Below are 16,347 nucleotides of genomic sequence, written 5' to 3' on the forward strand. Positions count from 1 at the left end.
AGCTAGAGATCCAGATGCTGTACGACCGCGTCATGGTCCGCATCTCGCCGGAGGACGGCGAGCGGCGTTCCAGCGGTGGCATCGTGATCCCCGCTACGGCCCAGATGGCCAAGCGGTTGGCGTGGGGTGATGTGTTCGGAGTCGGTACCAGCGTGCGCCACGTGAAGGTCGGCGACCGGGTGATGTTCAACCCGGAAGATCAGCTTGAGGTCGAGGTGCACGGCACCACGTATCTCGTGATGAGGGAACGCGATCTGCACGCGGTTGCGACTGAGCTCACCGAGCACGGTACTGGTCTGTACCTATGAGCCGCCGGTTCGTGATCTGCGCCTGATAGCTACACACATATGCCACCTCAGGAGAGACAGGGCAACGGGGAGAGCTGTGCCGTACGACGCTGACAAGACGAGAGCGATGCCTCCGGTGGGTCCCGGCGGCACGTCCTCAGAGCAGACGACCAAGATGAGCCCGGTCCAGGTGGACGCCTCGACCGAGGCGTGGCCGTCTGAGGAGCCGGACACGGCCGAGCCGACCATCACCGCGGCCGTGCCCGGTGTCGGTTTCCCGGCCGGCGAGGACGCCACGGAGTACATGCGGCCGGTGGCGCCGCCCGAACCGCCGACGCAGCAGGTGCCGCCGCAGATGCCGGAGGACTCCGGCGTCTACGGGCCCGTGATGATCGAACCGGGCGAGGACGAGGCGAAGCCGGGCTTCAACCGGAAGCGGGCGCTGATCGTGGCCGCGGCCGTGGTCGGCGCCTTCGGCCTGCTCTACGGCCTCGACATCCTCGTGTCGAGCGGCAACGTGCCGCGCGGCGTGACGGTGGCGGGCGTCGACGTGGGCGGCATGAGCCACTCCGAGGCCGAGAAGAAGCTCCGCGACGAGATCGGCCCGCGCCTCGACAAGCCCGTGGCCCTCAAGGCCGGTGACGTCACCACCGAGCTCGACCCCAAGGCAGCGGGTCTGGAGCTCGACTGGAACGCGACGATCGATCGTGCCGGCAGCCAGCCGCTCAGCCCGTTCACGCGCGTCACCTCGTTCTTCACCAGCCGTGAGGTCGGTGTCGCCACGAAGGCGGACGACGCGAAGGTCTCCGGCGCGCTCGAGGCCCTGCGCCCCAAGCTCGACCACGAGCCGATCGAGGGCACCATCAAGTTCGAGGGCGCCACCCCCGTCGCCGTCGAGCCGCACGCGGGTCAGAAGCTCAAGACCGAGGACGCCACCGGCGCCGTCGTCGCCAACTGGGCGTCCGGCAGCCCCGTCGACGTCCCGATGGACTTCACGCCGGTCAAGACGACCAAGGAGGGCGTCGAGAAGGCGCTCAACGACATCGTCAAGACCGCCGTCTCCGGCCCCGTCGTGATCAAGGGCGAGGGCAAGGACGCGACGCTGACGCCGGAGCAGATCGGCACCACGCTGGCGTTCGCGCCCGCCGACGACGGTTCGCTCGCGGTCACGCCGAACAAGGACAAGCTCGCCGAGGCGATCGCGCCGCAGCTCAAGGACACGATCAAGGAAGGCAAGGACGCCGAGATCGTGTTCGAGGGCGGCAAGCCCACCGTCAAGCCCTCGGTGGACGGCCTCGACCTCGACTGGGACAAGAACCTCCAGCCGTACTTCGACACGTTGAAGAAGACCGACGGCCGCGAGATCAAGTTCGAGTACAAGCACACGCCCGCGAAGGTCACCACCGAGCAGGCGAACAAGATGGGCATCAAGGAGGTCATCGGCGAGTTCTCGACCGGTGGCTTCGCCCCCGCCTCGGGCGTCAACATCCGGGTCGTGGCCGAGAAGGTCAACGGCGCGATCGTGAAGCCCAAGGAGACGTTCAGCCTCAACAAGTACACGGGTCCGCGCGGCACCGCGCAGGGCTACGTCGAGGCGGGCATCATCGAGAACGGCATCCCCGGCATGGCGGTCGGTGGCGGCATCTCGCAGTTCGCGACCACCCTCTACAACGCGTACTACTACGCGGGCATGAAGGACGCGGGCCACAAGGAGCACAGCTACTGGATCACCCGGTACCCGAAGGGCCGCGAGGCCACGGTGTTCATGGACGGCAACGGCAACAGCCTGATCGACATCGCCTTCACGAACCCGGACGACACGGGCATCGCCATCCAGACGATCTGGACGGGCTCCTCGATCACCATCAAGCTCTGGGGCACCAAGAACTACGACGTCACCGGCTCCACCAGCGGCGACTTCAACCCCACGCAGCCGCAGGAGAAGAAGGTCAACAAGGCCGGTTGCGCGCCGAGCAACGGCGCTCCCGGCTTCTCCGTGACCGACACCCGCACGATCACGGACCGCCGCAACGGCCAGGCGCGCAGCGAGTCGCGCACGGTCCGCTACGACCCGCAGTTCAAGATCATCTGTGAGCCTCCGCCCGGCGGCTGACACAAGAGCTGGTTCAACAGTGGCCACGCGCGGGTATTCACCCGTTCGTGGCCACTGTTGCGCATGAGGCGAGAAGACACCCCGTCGTCCAGACGCTGGGGCGCGCGGGGATGGTGTTGTACGGGGTCGTGCACGTCCTGGTGGCGTGGCTCGCGATCCAGGTCGCGTTCGGTGACTCCGAACAGGCCGACTCGAAGGGCGCGCTCGGCGACATCGCCGCGGCCGGCCCGTGGTTGCTGTGGACGCTCGGCTTCGGTCTCGCGTTCTTCGCGCTGTGGCAGGTCCTCCAGGCCTGCGTCGGCTTCAACTACATGCCGAAGAAGCGCAAGAAGATCGCGAAACGCATCGGTGCCGGTGCGCGCGCCATCAGTGCGGGCGGTATCGCGTTCGGTGCGTTCAAGTTCGCGACCGGCTCCGGTGCCCCCGGCGACCAGAACCAGCAGCAGAAGGAACTCACGGCGCAGTTGCTCGCTCTGCCTTTCGGTCAGTTCATCGTCGGAGCGGTCGCCGTCGGAGTGATCGTCATCGCCGTCATCATCGCGCGCAAGGGCGTGAAGCTGTCGTTCGAGGAGGACCTCGACAAGTCCCGCTCGCCCAAGTGGATCCAGCCCGTGGGGCGGGTCGGCTGGTTGGGCAAGGGAATCGCGTACGGCGTGATCGGCGTGCTCATCGGGCTGGCCGCCATCAACGCGGACCCCGAGCAGTCCGGCGGCATGGACAAGGCCCTGAAAACGTTGGCAGCGCAGCCTTACGGCATGTTCCTGCTGACCGCCGTGGCGATCGGCATCGCCGCGTTCGGCGTCTACTGCTTCGCGGCGGCCCGCGCGCTCAAGGAGTGATGCCGGTCCGCGGCGGCCTGCGCGTCCACGGTCATGGACGACAGGACCTGCCCCGGAGCGATGTAGAAGACGTTGGGACTGCTGACGTCCGGGCCCCAGCCGGGCCCGCCGCGCAGCAGCAGGAGGTCGCCGGGACTCGGGTTCGCCCCCTCGAACCACGAGTCCTGCGCGACCCCGGTCCGTTCCCACACGATCTCGGCCTTGGTGCCGCTCTTCGCTCGCTGGTACACCTGCGCGACCCGCGCGAGTTCCGCCGTCGGCGACGCCTCGCGCAGCTCGTCCATGTGCTGCCGGTACTTGAACCACAGCTCGTCCTGTCGCCGCTGCCGGTTCTTCACGCGGCGCAGGACGACGGTCGCGAGCGCCAGAACGCCGACGATCGCGCACGAGATCAGCAGGTCGAGGAACACCGGCCAATCTTTGATTCCGAACGAGGGACTGTCAACTGACAACGAAATCAGGATGCGTGATGTGAGTCGCTCACGCTAACGTCCGCCCCATGTCGAGTCCTGAGGCAAGCAGGTCCGGGTCTGCGGTCTAGCCGTCAGCCCCGAAAACCCCCTCAGCACTCGGAGCACTTCTGTGCCTTTTTCGCTGTACCTGCTTGCCCTTGCCGTGTTCGCAATGGGCACTTCCGAATTCATGCTCGCCGGACTGCTGCCGTCGATCGCGGCCGACTTCGGCGTCTCCGTCGGCACCGCCGGCCTGCTCACCTCGGCGTTCGCCGCGGGCATGGTCGTCGGCGCACCGCTCATGGCCGTGCTCGCCCGTCGTTGGTCTCCGCGCTGGAGTCTGTTCGGGTTCGTCGTCGTGTTCCTGGTGGCGCACGTGATCGGTGCCGTGACGACGAACTTCGCGCTGCTGCTGGCATCCCGGGTGCTCGCCGCTCTCGCGAACGCCGGGTTCCTCGCGGTCGCGTTGACCGCGGCCGCCGCGCTCGTGCCCGTGGAACGGCGTGGGCGTGCGCTCGCCGTGCTGCTGTCCGGCACGACGGTGGCGACGATCGCCGGCGTGCCGGGCGGGTCGTTGCTCGGCGCCGCTTTCGGTTGGCGCGCAACGTTCCTCGCGGTCGCCGTGCTGTGCGTGCCCGCCGCGTTCGGTGTCCTCGAGGGGATTCCGGCACGACTGGACCGGGGCGCGCTGCCCGCGTTGCGTCCGGAACTCGCCGTGCTCGCCCGGCCGCGACTGGTGCTCGTCGTCGTGCTCTCGGTGGTGGTGAACGCGGTGACGTTCGGGCACTTCACGTACCTCGCCCCGGTGGTCACGGACGGCGCCGGGCTGGGCGAGTGGTGGGTGCCCGTCGCGCTGGTGCTGTTCGGCGTCGGGTCGTTCGTCGGTGTCACGATCGGCGGTCGGCTGGCTGACTCGTCACCACGCCCCGTCGTGGTGGTCGGCGGACCGCTCGTGCTCGCCGGGTGGTTCGGCCTCGACCTGCTCGCCACCGGGCCGATCTCGTTGCTGTGCCTGGTGTTCGTGCTCGGCGCGCTGTCCTTCGCGGTCGGCAGCACGCTGATCGCCCGCGTCCTGCACCACGCGACCGGCGCACCCACGATGGCGGGCTCCTACGCCACGGCGGCGTTCAACATCGGCGCCGCTCTCGGCCCGGTGTTGCTGGCGTAGCAATGAAAAACGGGTCCTGTCACCTCGGGCAGGAGGTGGCAGGACCCGTAGTCCGTTGTGGTGCCTAGAAAACGTTCTCGTCGATGTCCATCAGCGCGTTGTCCGTGGACTCGGTGATCTTGCGACGCGAGGTGAGCTCCGGCAGCACGTTCTTCGCGAAGAACGACGCGACGGCGATCTTGCCCTCGTAGAACGCCTTGTCCTTGGCGGACGGGGCGCCGTCGAGCTTCTGCAGCGCGACCTCGGCCTGGCGCAGCAGCAGCCAGCCGACGAGGACGTCACCCGCGGTCATCAGCAGGCGGACCGAGTTCTGGCCGACCTTGTAGAGGTTGCGGACGTCGTCCTGCGCCGAGGTCAGGAAGCCGACCAGGGCGCCGAGCATGCCCTGCAGGTCTTCCAGGCCCTGCTTGAGGAGCGCGCGCTCCTCCTTCAGGCGACCGTTGCCGCCCTCGTTGTCGAGGAACGACTGGATCTCGCCGTTGATGAACGCGAGCGCCTGGCCCTTGTCGCGGATGATCTTCCGGAAGAAGAAGTCCAGCGACTGGATGGCCGTGGTGCCCTCGTACAGCGAGTCGATCTTCGAGTCCCGGATGTACTGCTCGATCGGGTACTCCTGCAGGAAGCCCGAACCGCCGAGCGTCTGCAGCGACTGCGCGAGCTGCTCGTACGCGCGCTCGGAGCCGACGCCCTTGACGATCGGCAGCAGCAGGTCGTTGACCTGGGCCGCGAGCTTGGCGTCGTCGCCGCCGAGCATCACCTTGTCCTGGAACGTCGCGGTGTAGAGGTACACTGCGCGCAGGCCCTCGGCGTACGCCTTCTGCAGCATCAGGCTGCGGCGGACGTCCGGGTGGTTGGTGATCGTGACGCGCGGGGCGGTCTTGTCCGTCATGCGCGTGAGGTCGGCGGACTGGACGCGCTCCTTGGCGTAGGACAGCGCGTTCAGGTAGCCGGTCGACAGCGTCGCGATGGCCTTCGTGCCGACCATCATGCGGGCGTACTCGATGACGTCGAACATCTGCGCGATGCCGTCGTGCACCTCGCCGAGCAGCCAGCCCTTGGCGGGAACGCCGTGCTGGCCGAACGTCAGCTCGCACGTGGTGGACGCCTTGATGCCCATCTTGTGCTCGACGTTGGTGACGAAGGCGCCGTTGCGCTCGCCCAGCTCACCGGTCTCGGCGTCGAAGTGGAACTTCGGCACGAGGAAGAGCGACAGGCCCTTGGTGCCGGCCTTCGCCTCGATGCCGTCGCCCTCCGGACGCGCGAGCACCATGTGCATGATGTTCTCGGTCAGGTCCTGGTCGGCGGACGTGATGAAGCGCTTCACGCCCTCGATGTGCCAGGTGCCGTCGTCCTGCTTGATGGCCTTGGTGCGACCGGCACCGACGTCGGAGCCGGCGTCCGGCTCGGTCAGCACCATGGTGGCGCCCCAGCCACGGTCGATCATGAGCTGCGCCCAGTGCTGGTCGCGCTCGGTGCCGTTGTTGTAGACGACCGTCGCGAAGCTCGGGCCCGCGAGGTACATGTAGATCGGCGGGTTGGCGCCCAGGATCATCTCGGACGCGGCCCACGCGACCGAGGGAGGCGTGCCGAAGCCGCCCAGCGCCTCGGGCAGGAACATGCGGTACCACTCGCCGTCCCACACGGCCTTGTACGACTTCTTCAGCGACTCCGGCAGGGTCGCCGAGAAGGTCGTCGGATCGTACTTCGGCGGGTTGCGGTCGGCATCGGCGAAGGAGTCCGCGAGCGGACCCTCCGACAGCGTCTTCATCTCGGCCAGAACGCCGCGCGCGGTGTCCTCGTCGGACTGCTCGAACGGCCCCTTGCCGAGGTGGTCCTGCACGTTGAAGACCTCGAACAGGTTGAACTCGAGATCCCGGACGTTGCTCTTGTAGTGGCCCATCTCGTCGCTCACTCCTCAGGGTCGCGGCGCCTTCGCCTTACTGACCGGTAACAACAGAGTATTACCCGGCAGTAACCCCGGCAAGGCCGACCACCCACTGGTGGCGAAGTAGACACTCCACCCAGCGACCTGAATCGGGCATGAGCGCCGGTCAGACGCGTATCGGGCGCTCGGGAACCATCTCGAGGAGCGCTGGGTTCGTCCGTTCGGCGAAACTCACGCTCCGGGGCACCATGACAGATTCGTAGGCCCGCACCCCGTCTCGGACACCGTGCTCGGCGATCGCGAGCGCCAGGTCCGCCGCGTCCTGCATCGCGAGGTTCGCGCCGACGCCCAGCGGCGGCTGGAGGTGGGCGGCGTCGCCGAGCAACGTCACGCCGGGCGTGGTCTCCCAGGTGTGGGGCACCGGCAGCGAGTACAGCGGCCGGTGGATCAGGTCGCCGTGCAGGAACGCCGTGAGCGACGGGTGCCAGCCCGCGTAGAGGTCCAGCAGATCGGCGGTGGAGGGCTTCCAGTCCTCGTCCGCGCGCAGGCACGCGTACGCGCGGATCTGATTGCCGCTGTTGCGCTGCGACCAGATCATCAGGCCCTCGCCGTCGGCGACCATCGTGCCCTGGCCGGTGAGTTCCAGCAGTCGTTCGTCGTCGTCGTGCCGGATCTCGACGAACAGCACGCCGGTGTACTCCGGCTGGGCCGCGGACACGGCCCCGCGCACCCGCGACCAGGCCCCGTCCGCGCCGATGACCAGGTCGAACGAGGCTGTGGAGCCGTCGGCGAAGGTGACCTCGCCACCGGGAGCGGCCGAGGCGATGCCGAGTCCCCAGGTGACGGTTCCCGGCGTCAGTGAGTCGAGCAGGAGCTTGCGGAGCTGGCCGCGGTCGATCTCCGGCCGGAAGTCGCCCTCCGCCGGTTCGTGCTCGACGAGCGCGGCCGTCACGTGGTCGACCTTGCGCTGTTCCTGACCCTCGAACCGGGCGAGCGCGCGCCACTGCTCGAAGAGGCCGGCGGTGCGGACGGCGACCTGCCCGCTGTCGGCGTGCAGGTCGATCGTGCCGCCCTGCTGACGGGCGTCCGGCGAGGTCTCCCGCTCGAAGACGGTGACGTTGTCGAAGCCCTTGAGCTGGAGGACGCGGGCGCAGGTGAGGCCGCCGATGCCGGCCCCTGCGATGGCGATGCGTGGTGAGGTCATGACTCCATGAAAGCGGATCGACTGCAAAAGTCCAACCGCTACACTTTTGAAGTCGCTCAACTCGGGTGGTATGGTCGGTTCGTGACCGAGCTCGGCCGCCGCGAGCGGAAGAAGCTGCAGACCCGTCAGTCCATCGCCGAGGCGGCGTTGGAGCTGTTCCTGGCGCGCGGCTTCGACGACGTGGGGGTGAAGGAGATCGCCGACACGGCCGACGTGTCGGTCACGACGCTGTTCAAGCACTTCCCGAGCAAGGAGGCGCTGCTCTTCGACGAGGACGAGCAGATGGAGGCGGCGCTGGTCGCGGTCGTGCGCGAGCGCGAGGGCCGGTCGATCCCGATGGCGCTGCGCGACCACTTCGTGCAGGCGGCGCGGACGCACGCCGACCACCCGAAGTTCGAGACCTTCCAGCGGCTGGTGCTGGAGACGCCGGCGCTGCGCGAGCACGGGCGCCGGATGTGGACGAGGCATCAGGGCGCGCTGGCGCGTGCCATCGCGGAGGAGACGGGCGCCCCGGCGGACGACGTCAGATGTGCGGCACTGGCCCGGTTCGCACTGGATGCCCGGGACGTGATCTTCGGCAGGCCCGATCGCGAACGGGCGGCCGACGAGGTGTTCGGCTTACTCGAACACGGCTGGGCGGCCGATCAGCAGGCCTGACCGGTAGGCGAGCGACACCGCGTGCGTGCGGTCGCGTGCGCCGAGCTTACGCAGGATGCCCTTCACGTGGGTGCGCACGGTCTCGACGGACACCACGAGTTCGGTGGCGACCTGCTGGTTCTCCAGGCCCTCCGCGATCAGCGTGAGCACCTCGTACTCGCGCTTGGACAGCGTCGGCCGGTCCTTCGGCCGCAGGTCGGGGTGCACGTACCCGCGCGAACGGCAGGTCTCCGCGATCACCCGCACGATCTGCTCCGGCTGGGCGCTGCGCGGCACGACGCCGCGGACACCCGCCTCTAACGCGGTCGTCACGTAGTTCGCGTGCGAGTGCGCGTCGCGGACCAGGCCGACGACGAGCAGCGTCGGGTCGCGGTCGACCAGCAGCCGGGTGACGTGGCCCACGGGGTCGAGCACGGAGTCGATGAGGAGCACGTCCGGGCGCAGTTTCTGCTGGAGGCGCACGGCCGCGTGCGGATCGCCGGTCGACCCGAGCCAGCGCAGTCCGGGAGTGCGCCTGACCAGTGCGGACAGGCCTTCGCGGTACAGCGGGACCGGGTCGATCAGTGCGACGCCGGGGGCAGGCCTGGCGGGCGGGAGCATCAGCACCTCCGTTCGTGCATCCAGAGGAGTGACGTCGTTCCTCCTTCCGCGTGACGCGGAATCGAGCCGGGAATAAGGCCGGGAATAGGAGCCGGGCTGACAATCGGACAAGACGGTTCATGTGCATGAACAAGGGTCACGAATGTGATTCAAGACCGCCGAAACCCTTCCGTTACCCGGCAACGGTCTCGTAAGACCTACGTCACATATCCCGTGCGGATGTGCCAGGTTCCGCCGCCATGAGGCCTGGTGCTCTCGCGGGCACACGTGTGTGCACGCAAGGAGGTCACATGGGCACCCTCGATTGGGTCGTGGTTGTCGGCTATTTCTTCGTGATGGTCGGGATCGGACTCTGGTCGCGCGGGCGAGTCCACAACATCGCCGACTTCTTCACGGCAGGCGGCAAGATGCCGTGGTGGTTGTCGGGCATCTCCCACCACATGTCGGGCTACAGCGCCGTCATGTTCGTGGCGTTCGCCTCCGAGGCGTACCGGCTCGGACTCACGGTCTACGTGTGGTGGTCGCTGACGATCGGCATCGGTGTCGGCATCGGCGCGTTCCTGTTCGCGCCCAGGTGGAACCGGCTGCGCTCGAAGCACGACGTCAAGTCGCCGCTCGAGTACCTGGCCAAGCGCTACAACCTGCCCACCCAGCAGGTCATGGCCTACGCGGGCGCGCTGCTCAAGGTCGTCGACATCGCCGCCAAGTGGGCGGCCGTCTCGATCCTGCTGCGCGGCTTCGCGGGCGTTCCGATCACCTGGGGCATCATCATCATCGGTCTGGTCACGATGGTGTACTCCGTGCTCGGCGGCCTCTGGGCCGACGCGCTCACCGACTTCGGTCAGTTCATCATCCAGGCGGCCGCGGGCTTCGCGATGCTCTTCGCCGTCGCCGGCACCCTCGGCTGGGACTTCCCGTTCACGATCTGGGACAAGCTCCCGGAGAGCCACAGCGACCCGCTCGCCGGCCCGTACACGTCGACGTTCCTCATGGCGCTCTTCCTGATCAAGACGCTGGAGTACAACGGCGGCATGTGGAACCTGGCGCAGCGCTACATGGCCGCGCCATCCGGCTTCGCGGCCAAGCGGTCCGCGCTGCTCTCGTCCGTGCTGTGGCTCGTGTGGCCGCTCGTGCTGTTCTTCCCGATGTGGGCCGCGCCGCTGATCGTGCCGGGCCTCGAAGGCGCGCAGGCGGAGAACGCCTACATCGAGATGGGCAAGCAGATGCTGCCCGCGGGCATGATCGGTCTGGTCCTGGCGGGCTTCTTCTCGCACACCATGGCCATGGTGTCGTCGGACGCGAACGTCATCGCCGCCGTGATCAACCGCGACATGCTGCCGCACATCTGGAAGAAGGTGAAGACGTTCTCGGCCGACAACCAGTTGCTGCTGGCCAGGATCACGACGTTCATCTTCATCGGCGCCAGCATGATCATCGCCATCGCCTCGGGAGGCCAGGGCTTCGTGCTGAAGGTGGTGGTCGACCTGGTCGCCGCCACGATGGGCCCGATCGCGATCCCGTTGATGCTCGGCCTGCTGCCGTGGTTCCGCAAGATCGGCTCGACGGCGGCGATGGCCTCCGTCATCGGTGGCCTCGGCATGTGGGCGTTCCTCTACATCTCGCAGATGAACAAGGCCGAGTGGGTCACCAAGGGCGTGCTCGTGTCGTGGCCGCTGCTGCTCTCGCTGGTGCTCTACCTGGCGATCGGCTTCCTGAAGAAGGAGCCGTCCACCGAGCGCGAGGAACTGCTCGACTCGCTCAACTCCGATGAGCCGGAGACGGTGAAGGCGTAAGCCTTTCGTTGCGGATGATCCTCGCGGCGGCGCACCCGAACAGGGTCGCCGCCGCGAGCCACACGTAAGGCATCGGCGTGCCGGTGTAAGACCCGGCACCCGCGACCAGCACCACGCTCGCGCCGCTCACGACACCGATCGTCTGGGAGACGGGGAACTCGCTCCGCAGCACGGTCCACACGGCGATGGGCACGAGCAGGAAGCCGTAGGCGAACACCCGCGTCAGCAGGTTCGCGTGGTCGGTGATCTCGTACTGGAGCGCCGGCAACGCGAGCAGGGTCAGCGCCAGGCCGACGGCGAGACCCTTCAGAACGCTCTTCACGCTTTGTCCTTGCCAGGAACGCGTCATGCGGTACAGGACGCATGTGTGGCGCATCGGTTCCGTGGCGTGCGTCATCGTCACGAGACTCTCGACGACTCCCCATGCACAGTGGATGCATGGGTAAGTGGTCTCCCGCAGACGACGCGGAACTCGCCACCGGCTGGCGACTCTGGCTGGAGCTCAGCGACCGCGTGTGGCCGGACCCGTCGTGGGACGGCACACCGGCCGACGCCATCCGCCAGGTTCGCGCACTGCTGGCGGAGTGCGAGGAGATCCGCCTCTCCTACCTGGACGAGACCACCCGCCCGTCCCTCGCCCTGCTGCAACTACTGCAGTCGATGTCGTTCGTGGCGTCGTTCGCCGTAGACCTCTGGCACGACGACACACACCCCCTGGACGTGGAACGCGCCGAACTCCTGCACGGCGACCTCGCGTCGTTCGCGGAGCACGTGGCCGGAGTGCGCGCGGCCCTCGCTCGCGGCGGCGGCTGGGTGGAACTGGACCGCCGCCCGTGGGGCCTGCCGGTCGACTGACCTCGGGTCACACCTGCAGCTCGGACTCGATCCTCTTGAGCTGGTGGCGGGCCATCGCGAGGTTCGCGTTGTCGCGTTCCAGCACGAGGTAGAGGAAGAGCGAGCCGCGGGTTTTCACGCCGCTCATCAGGCGGATCAGGTGGTACTGGCGGTGCAGCGTGATGAGAATGTCCTCGATGGTGTCGTTGAGGCCCAGTGACGCCATCACCCGGAGTTTCGAGCGAATGACCTCGGTGTTGCCGGCCGCCGCCACTTCGAGGTTCAGCCAGTCGCCGCCGCCGCTCGTGCCGAGCGACATGCCGCTGTCGTAGTCGACGAGCGCGACACCGACAGCGCCGGAGATGGACATTGCTTCCTTCATTGCGATATCGATGTTCACGGAGCTCCAATTCTTTGAAACAACTGGTGGCGGAGACGACGCGGCCGCTTTCCGGTGTCGTGATGGCATGCGGACGCGTCTCCAGGTCGAAGAAATCAGTGTCGAGAGCGATTGGCCGAACATGCCGCGTTCCGGGGGCGGCGCGCTAGGCGGCCAGAATCGCGCCGACTCGTTCGATCACGGGGCGGGACTCGTGCAGCAGTCGTCCGAGGTTGAGTCCTTTGTCGCCCAGCACGACGAGCAGTGACAAACGGCCGATCGCGTACACGGCCATGTAGCCCTCGCTGCCGAAGACGACGGTTTGGCTCAGCGTGCCCATTCCGATCACTTCCGCCGACTGCCTCGCGATTCCGAGGCTGCTGGCGGCCAGTGCGGAGATGTGCGCGGGGTCGACGTTCTTGGCGACGTCGGCGACGATGGGAATGCCGTCGGACGCGGCGATCATCGTGTCGGTCACTCCGGCGACGGCTTCGCGGAGCTTCCGCATTTCGGCGTTGAGGGCGTCGTAGTCCAGTTCGCTCCAGTCCTGAATGGGGAAGGGCGAACCGCTCAAGACCAACATTCCACCTCCGACGGGTTCAGGCGATTCCCGAGTTCGACAGGGCCTGGCCGGGTTGGCGCAGGGGCAGCGGACTCGGCTGGGCAATGCCAACGTCCTGAACAGCAGCTTTGCGGGGACGCAAGCGGGAGAGTCCCCACCGTGAAACACCGGACGATCCCGCAGGTGCGACGATCTCCAGCAGCCCGGCGCCGAGCATCCGGGACACCTCGACCGTGACGGGGTGCAGGCCGCGGCCGAGCGAGAAGGCCAGGTCCCGGGCGGTTCGCCGCCCGGTGGCGAGCGCCATGATCTCCCATTGCTCCTCCGTGGCGGCCTTCTTGTCCGTGGCCACCAGCCGGTCCCGATAAGGCGACACGGCAACCGGCAGTGCGGCCACGCCTTTCAGCAGACCTGCTGTTTCCGACAACAACAGGCCCACGGCAATGCCGTTGCGCGCGGGCAAAAGAGGCGAATCGGCGGTTTCGTCCAGAAAACACCGTTCGATCTCACCGGCCACGACGGCGAACGTCCCGTCACGAATGGCGCCGGCCGCGCAACGCTGGATTTCGGCAGAACCGATCACCCCGCGCCCGACGAGCGCCGCGTGCAAAGACCGCATCTTGACACTGCTCACCAGTGCCGCGATCCAGTCGTTCTCCTTGATCCGCCCGGACCGCCGCAACAGAGTTTCGATCCCGGGCGAACCGGGACTGTCCACACCCACCACGGCACCCTTGTGCAAATGGAACAGTCCACCCGCGTTGCCGGCAACGCGCAAAGCGCCGGTGACTCGATCCGCCTGGCACTGCGTCAGGGCGTACGCGAGGACGTCGAATGAGGTTCGATTGTCGCGTCTCAGAGGTCACTCCGGGTTAAATCGGACTTACCGAGCGGGTATGTGACGAGCTGATCATTCGATCGAGGTACACGGCCTATATCGAAAGAGCGACCGGCCGGGTTACTTCTTACCCGCAGAAACCAGCCGTGTCGCTTAAGCGTCACACGATCGAGTGAAGCATTCCACCGCGCGCAGCAATCTTCATTTCATTCTCTATCCATTGGATTCGCGCAGGTGGGCAATCCGCTGCCGAACCGCGCCGACGAAGTCCTCGCCCAGCGGCGTGCCGGTCAGCGACCCGCCGCGGTAGGCCGCGCACGGCACGCTGGAGCCGTCGGTCAGCACGAGGTTGACGCGCTGCATGCCCAGGACGTTCTCCCGCTCGATCTCGGCGATCCGGTCCCAGGTGATGTGGTGGTCGCGCCACGGGTTGCGCACGATCACCTTCTCGGGCGTGAGCACCACGCACACGCGCCACAGCTGCCAGATGCCGACCAACGCGGCCAGAACGTAGAGAGTTCCGCCCATGGCCACCAACGTCGAATCACCGAAGTTGACGGTGAGGCGCCAGGGCACCACCACCATGCCCAGCACCAGGACGGCTGCGACGAACCGGCGCGGACCTCTCCTGACGAATGTCACGTTCTCCCCCATGCGTCCTCCCTCTCTCGCGGGAGTCACGCGGGGCCGGGCAGAAAGGTTGCCCGGTGCAGGCCTCCGGCGTGGCCCGGAAACACCGAAGAGGGCCCGGATCAGGTGATCCGGGCCCTCTTCGTGGAGCGGGTGACGGGAATCGAACCCGCCTCTACAGCTTGGGAAGCTGTCGTTCTACCAATGAACTACACCCGCACGAGCAAGCTCGTTGCCGATCATACACAGAGCGGCAACGCGAGCGGACCGCCCGCCTTCGGTTAGCCTGTCCGGGTGCTGCTGAGTGACCAGGATCTGCGCAAAGAGGTCGAGTCCGGCCGTCTGCTCCTCGACCCGTTCGACCTGGAGATGCTCCAGCCGTCGAGCATCGACGTGCGGCTGGACCGGTTCTTCCGGGTCTTCAACAACACCAAGTACACGCACATCGATCCCGCGCAGCAGCAGGACGAGTTGACGAGCCTCGTCGAGACGCCGGCGGGTGAGCAGTTCGTGCTGCACCCCGGCGAGTTCGTGCTCGGCAGCACGTACGAGATGGTCACGCTGCCGGACGACCTGGCGGGCCGGCTCGAAGGCAAGTCGAGTCTCGGCAGGCTCGGGCTGCTCACGCACTCCACGGCGGGCTTCATCGATCCGGGCTTCTCGGGGCACATCACGCTCGAACTGTCGAACGTCGCCAACCTGCCGATCACGCTGCACCCCGGTATGAAGATCGGGCAGCTCTGCCTGTTCAAGCTCAGCAGCCCGGCGGAGCACCCGTACGGCTCGAAGCAGGCCGGCAGCCGGTACCAGGGGCAGCGCGGACCGACGCCGAGCCGCGCCTACCTCAACTTCCACCAGACCGACACGCGTCGCTAGTCGGCGGACAGGTCCCCGTAGCGCTCCAGCACGCGGCGGCGCAGTTCGGGATCGGTGCGCGGCACGGGTTCCAGGAAGATCTCGTCGAGGTCGGTGAACTCGGCCCGCAGCTCCGAAGACACCCGCACGCACGCGTCTTCCAGCTGGTGTGCGGTGAGTGAGTCGTCGAAGTCCAGGCGCGCGCACAGCAGCACGCGGTCGGTGCCGATGAGCATCGTCAGGACGTCCACCACGGCGTCCACCTCGGGCACTTCGCCCAGCCGCCGCCAGATCGCCTTCACCATCACCGGGTCAGCCTGGCGGCCGATCAGCAGGCCCTGGTTGGTGCGCGCCAAGGTGTACGCGACGAGCGCCAGCAGGACGCCGATCGCCAGCGACGCGACGCCGTCCCACACCGACGACCCGGTCAGCTGGTGCAGGCCGAGGCCGGCGAACGCCAGCACCAGGCCGGTCAGCGCGGCGGAGTCCTCCAGGAAGACGGTCTTCACGGTCGGGTCGTCGGACACGCGCAGGAAGTCCCAGAACCCGCGACCGTGCGCGGCCGACTCCGAACGGACCTGCCGGAACGCCTGCGTCCACGAGATCGACTCCAGCACGAACGCCAGGCCGAGCACGATGTAGCCGACCAACGGCTTGGTCTGCTCCTCCGGTTCGCCGAAGACCGTGCGGAAGCCCTCGTAGAACGCGAACATCGCGCCCGAGGCGAAGATCGAGACCGCGGCCAGCAGCGACCAGAAGTACCGCTCCTTGCCGTAGCCGAACGGGTGCCTGCGGTCGGCCGGACGGTCCGAACGGCGCAGGGCGGTCAGCAGCAACGCCTCGGTGAACGTGTCGGCCACCGAGTGAGCGGCTTCGGAGAGGATCGCGGCCGATCCGGTCACTATGCCCGCTATGGCCTTCATGACCGCAATAGCCAGGTTGACCAGCAGTGCGAGGACGACGGTCAGCGTGCTTTCGCCCGAGCCCTGCGGCTTCTCGCTCATGTCGATCAGCCTAGGTCGTGTCCTGCGAGTTCGTTTGGTGACAGGCGCGGGCTGTCTCCGGGGCCCTCGGCCGCTACTGTCGCCCGACGAACTTGCAGGACGCGGCCTGGGTCGCCCAGAACGAAGCACCCGCTCACTACTGCATTCGAGTGACATTCGAACCCCAGAGCAACATCCCGCACGGCCCAGGTGTCTTACATGCGGGATCTGCTCCGGGGGGACGCTGATCACCAGGGGGTAAGACGGA

General features: G+C 67.4%; 17 protein-coding genes, 1 tRNA gene and 1 pseudogene. 8 read left to right on the forward strand and 11 right to left on the reverse strand.

The genetic code is table 11. From position 1 onward, the window contains the following. Positions 1-14 precede the first annotated feature (14 nt). The 3 genes from JNUCC0626_RS34335 (at position 15) to JNUCC0626_RS34345 (ending at position 3,239) form a co-directional block, all read left to right on the forward strand. Entirely contained in the window at positions 15-308 is a 294-nt protein-coding gene (locus JNUCC0626_RS34335; RefSeq protein WP_084401587.1) for a GroES family chaperonin, read from the forward strand. Positions 309-642: 334 nt separating this feature from the next. Next, entirely contained in the window at positions 643-2,400 is a 1,758-nt protein-coding gene (locus JNUCC0626_RS34340; RefSeq protein WP_430623506.1) for a VanW family protein, read from the forward strand. 47 nt (positions 2,401-2,447) lie between these two features. Beyond that, on the forward strand, positions 2,448-3,239 hold the full coding sequence (locus JNUCC0626_RS34345; protein ID WP_394614892.1) for a DUF1206 domain-containing protein: 792 nt from the start codon (positions 2,448-2,450) through the stop codon (positions 3,237-3,239). Here JNUCC0626_RS34345 and JNUCC0626_RS34350 read toward each other — a convergent pair. Next, on the reverse strand, positions 3,203-3,649 hold the full coding sequence (locus JNUCC0626_RS34350; protein WP_394614893.1) for a hypothetical protein: 447 nt from the start codon (positions 3,647-3,649) through the stop codon (positions 3,203-3,205). The two genes, JNUCC0626_RS34345 and JNUCC0626_RS34350, sit on opposite strands and share 37 nt — an antisense overlap. A 172-nt stretch (positions 3,650-3,821) precedes the next feature. On the opposite strand from JNUCC0626_RS34350, the pseudogene JNUCC0626_RS34355 reads away from it, so the two are divergent. Then, positions 3,822-4,856: pseudogene (locus JNUCC0626_RS34355) on the forward strand (Cmx/CmrA family chloramphenicol efflux MFS transporter); the annotation flags it as partial. Between the two features lie 67 nt (positions 4,857-4,923). Here JNUCC0626_RS34355 and JNUCC0626_RS34360 read toward each other — a convergent pair. Further along, entirely contained in the window at positions 4,924-6,759 is a 1,836-nt protein-coding gene (locus tag JNUCC0626_RS34360) for an acyl-CoA dehydrogenase (RefSeq protein ID WP_394614894.1), read from the reverse strand. A gap of 151 nt (positions 6,760-6,910) precedes the next feature. Next, positions 6,911-7,948 (reverse strand): FAD-dependent oxidoreductase, encoded by a 1,038-nt coding sequence (locus JNUCC0626_RS34365; protein WP_394614895.1) that lies wholly within the window; start codon positions 7,946-7,948, stop codon positions 6,911-6,913. 81 nt (positions 7,949-8,029) lie between these two features. On the opposite strand from JNUCC0626_RS34365, the gene JNUCC0626_RS34370 reads away from it, so the two are divergent. Next, positions 8,030-8,605 (forward strand): TetR/AcrR family transcriptional regulator, encoded by a 576-nt coding sequence (locus tag JNUCC0626_RS34370; RefSeq protein ID WP_394614896.1) that lies wholly within the window; start codon positions 8,030-8,032, stop codon positions 8,603-8,605. Here the strand turns inward: JNUCC0626_RS34370 and JNUCC0626_RS34375 are convergent. Beyond that, positions 8,567-9,205 (reverse strand): response regulator transcription factor, encoded by a 639-nt coding sequence (locus tag JNUCC0626_RS34375; protein ID WP_394614897.1) that lies wholly within the window; start codon positions 9,203-9,205, stop codon positions 8,567-8,569. The two genes, JNUCC0626_RS34370 and JNUCC0626_RS34375, sit on opposite strands and share 39 nt — an antisense overlap. A 290-nt stretch (positions 9,206-9,495) precedes the next feature. On the opposite strand from JNUCC0626_RS34375, the gene JNUCC0626_RS34380 reads away from it, so the two are divergent. Further along, positions 9,496-10,998: a sodium:solute symporter family protein gene (locus JNUCC0626_RS34380; protein WP_394614898.1), complete on the forward strand. Its 1,503-nt coding sequence runs from the start codon at positions 9,496-9,498 to the stop codon at positions 10,996-10,998. Here JNUCC0626_RS34380 and JNUCC0626_RS34385 read toward each other — a convergent pair. Beyond that, the gene (locus JNUCC0626_RS34385) at positions 10,964-11,320 is read right to left on the reverse strand and encodes a hypothetical protein (protein WP_394614899.1); all 357 of its coding nucleotides are present in this window, start codon (positions 11,318-11,320) and stop codon (positions 10,964-10,966) included. The genes JNUCC0626_RS34380 and JNUCC0626_RS34385 overlap by 35 nt on opposite strands. A 116-nt stretch (positions 11,321-11,436) precedes the next feature. Here JNUCC0626_RS34385 and JNUCC0626_RS34390 point away from each other — a divergent pair, with 116 nt between their 5' ends. Beyond that, positions 11,437-11,853 carry a hypothetical protein gene (locus tag JNUCC0626_RS34390; RefSeq protein WP_394614900.1) on the forward strand — a complete coding sequence of 139 codons (417 nt, stop codon included), beginning with the start codon at positions 11,437-11,439 and terminating at the stop codon, positions 11,851-11,853. 7 nt (positions 11,854-11,860) lie between these two features. Here JNUCC0626_RS34390 and JNUCC0626_RS34395 read toward each other — a convergent pair whose 3' ends face one another. The 5 genes from JNUCC0626_RS34395 to JNUCC0626_RS34415 all read right to left on the reverse strand — a co-directional run bounded on the left by JNUCC0626_RS34395 (position 11,861) and on the right by JNUCC0626_RS34415 (position 14,460). Continuing rightward, positions 11,861-12,232: a hypothetical protein gene (locus tag JNUCC0626_RS34395; RefSeq protein WP_394614901.1), complete on the reverse strand. Its 372-nt coding sequence runs from the start codon at positions 12,230-12,232 to the stop codon at positions 11,861-11,863. A gap of 145 nt (positions 12,233-12,377) precedes the next feature. Beyond that, the gene (locus JNUCC0626_RS34400) at positions 12,378-12,785 is read right to left on the reverse strand and encodes a roadblock/LC7 domain-containing protein (RefSeq protein ID WP_382441181.1); all 408 of its coding nucleotides are present in this window, start codon (positions 12,783-12,785) and stop codon (positions 12,378-12,380) included. 25 nt (positions 12,786-12,810) lie between these two features. Next, positions 12,811-13,500, reverse strand: coding sequence for a hypothetical protein (locus tag JNUCC0626_RS34405; RefSeq protein ID WP_394614902.1), 690 nt, complete (start codon positions 13,498-13,500; stop codon positions 12,811-12,813). Positions 13,501-13,824: 324 nt separating this feature from the next. Then, positions 13,825-14,265, reverse strand: coding sequence for a PH domain-containing protein (locus JNUCC0626_RS34410; protein ID WP_394614903.1), 441 nt, complete (start codon positions 14,263-14,265; stop codon positions 13,825-13,827). Between the two features lie 121 nt (positions 14,266-14,386). Continuing rightward, positions 14,387-14,460: transfer RNA gene (locus tag JNUCC0626_RS34415), tRNA-Gly, on the reverse strand. Positions 14,461-14,535: 75 nt separating this feature from the next. Here JNUCC0626_RS34415 and dcd point away from each other — a divergent pair. Next, positions 14,536-15,117, forward strand: coding sequence for a dCTP deaminase (gene dcd, locus JNUCC0626_RS34420; protein ID WP_394614904.1), 582 nt, complete (start codon positions 14,536-14,538; stop codon positions 15,115-15,117). On the opposite strand, the gene JNUCC0626_RS34425 is transcribed toward dcd, so the two are convergent. Next, positions 15,114-16,100, reverse strand: coding sequence for a cation diffusion facilitator family transporter (locus tag JNUCC0626_RS34425; protein WP_394614905.1), 987 nt, complete (start codon positions 16,098-16,100; stop codon positions 15,114-15,116). The two genes, dcd and JNUCC0626_RS34425, sit on opposite strands and share 4 nt — an antisense overlap. Positions 16,101-16,347: the final 247 nt, after the last annotated feature.

The sequence above is a fragment of the Lentzea sp. JNUCC 0626 genome (assembly GCF_043632865.1).
Taxonomy (GTDB): domain Bacteria; phylum Actinomycetota; class Actinomycetes; order Mycobacteriales; family Pseudonocardiaceae; genus Lentzea.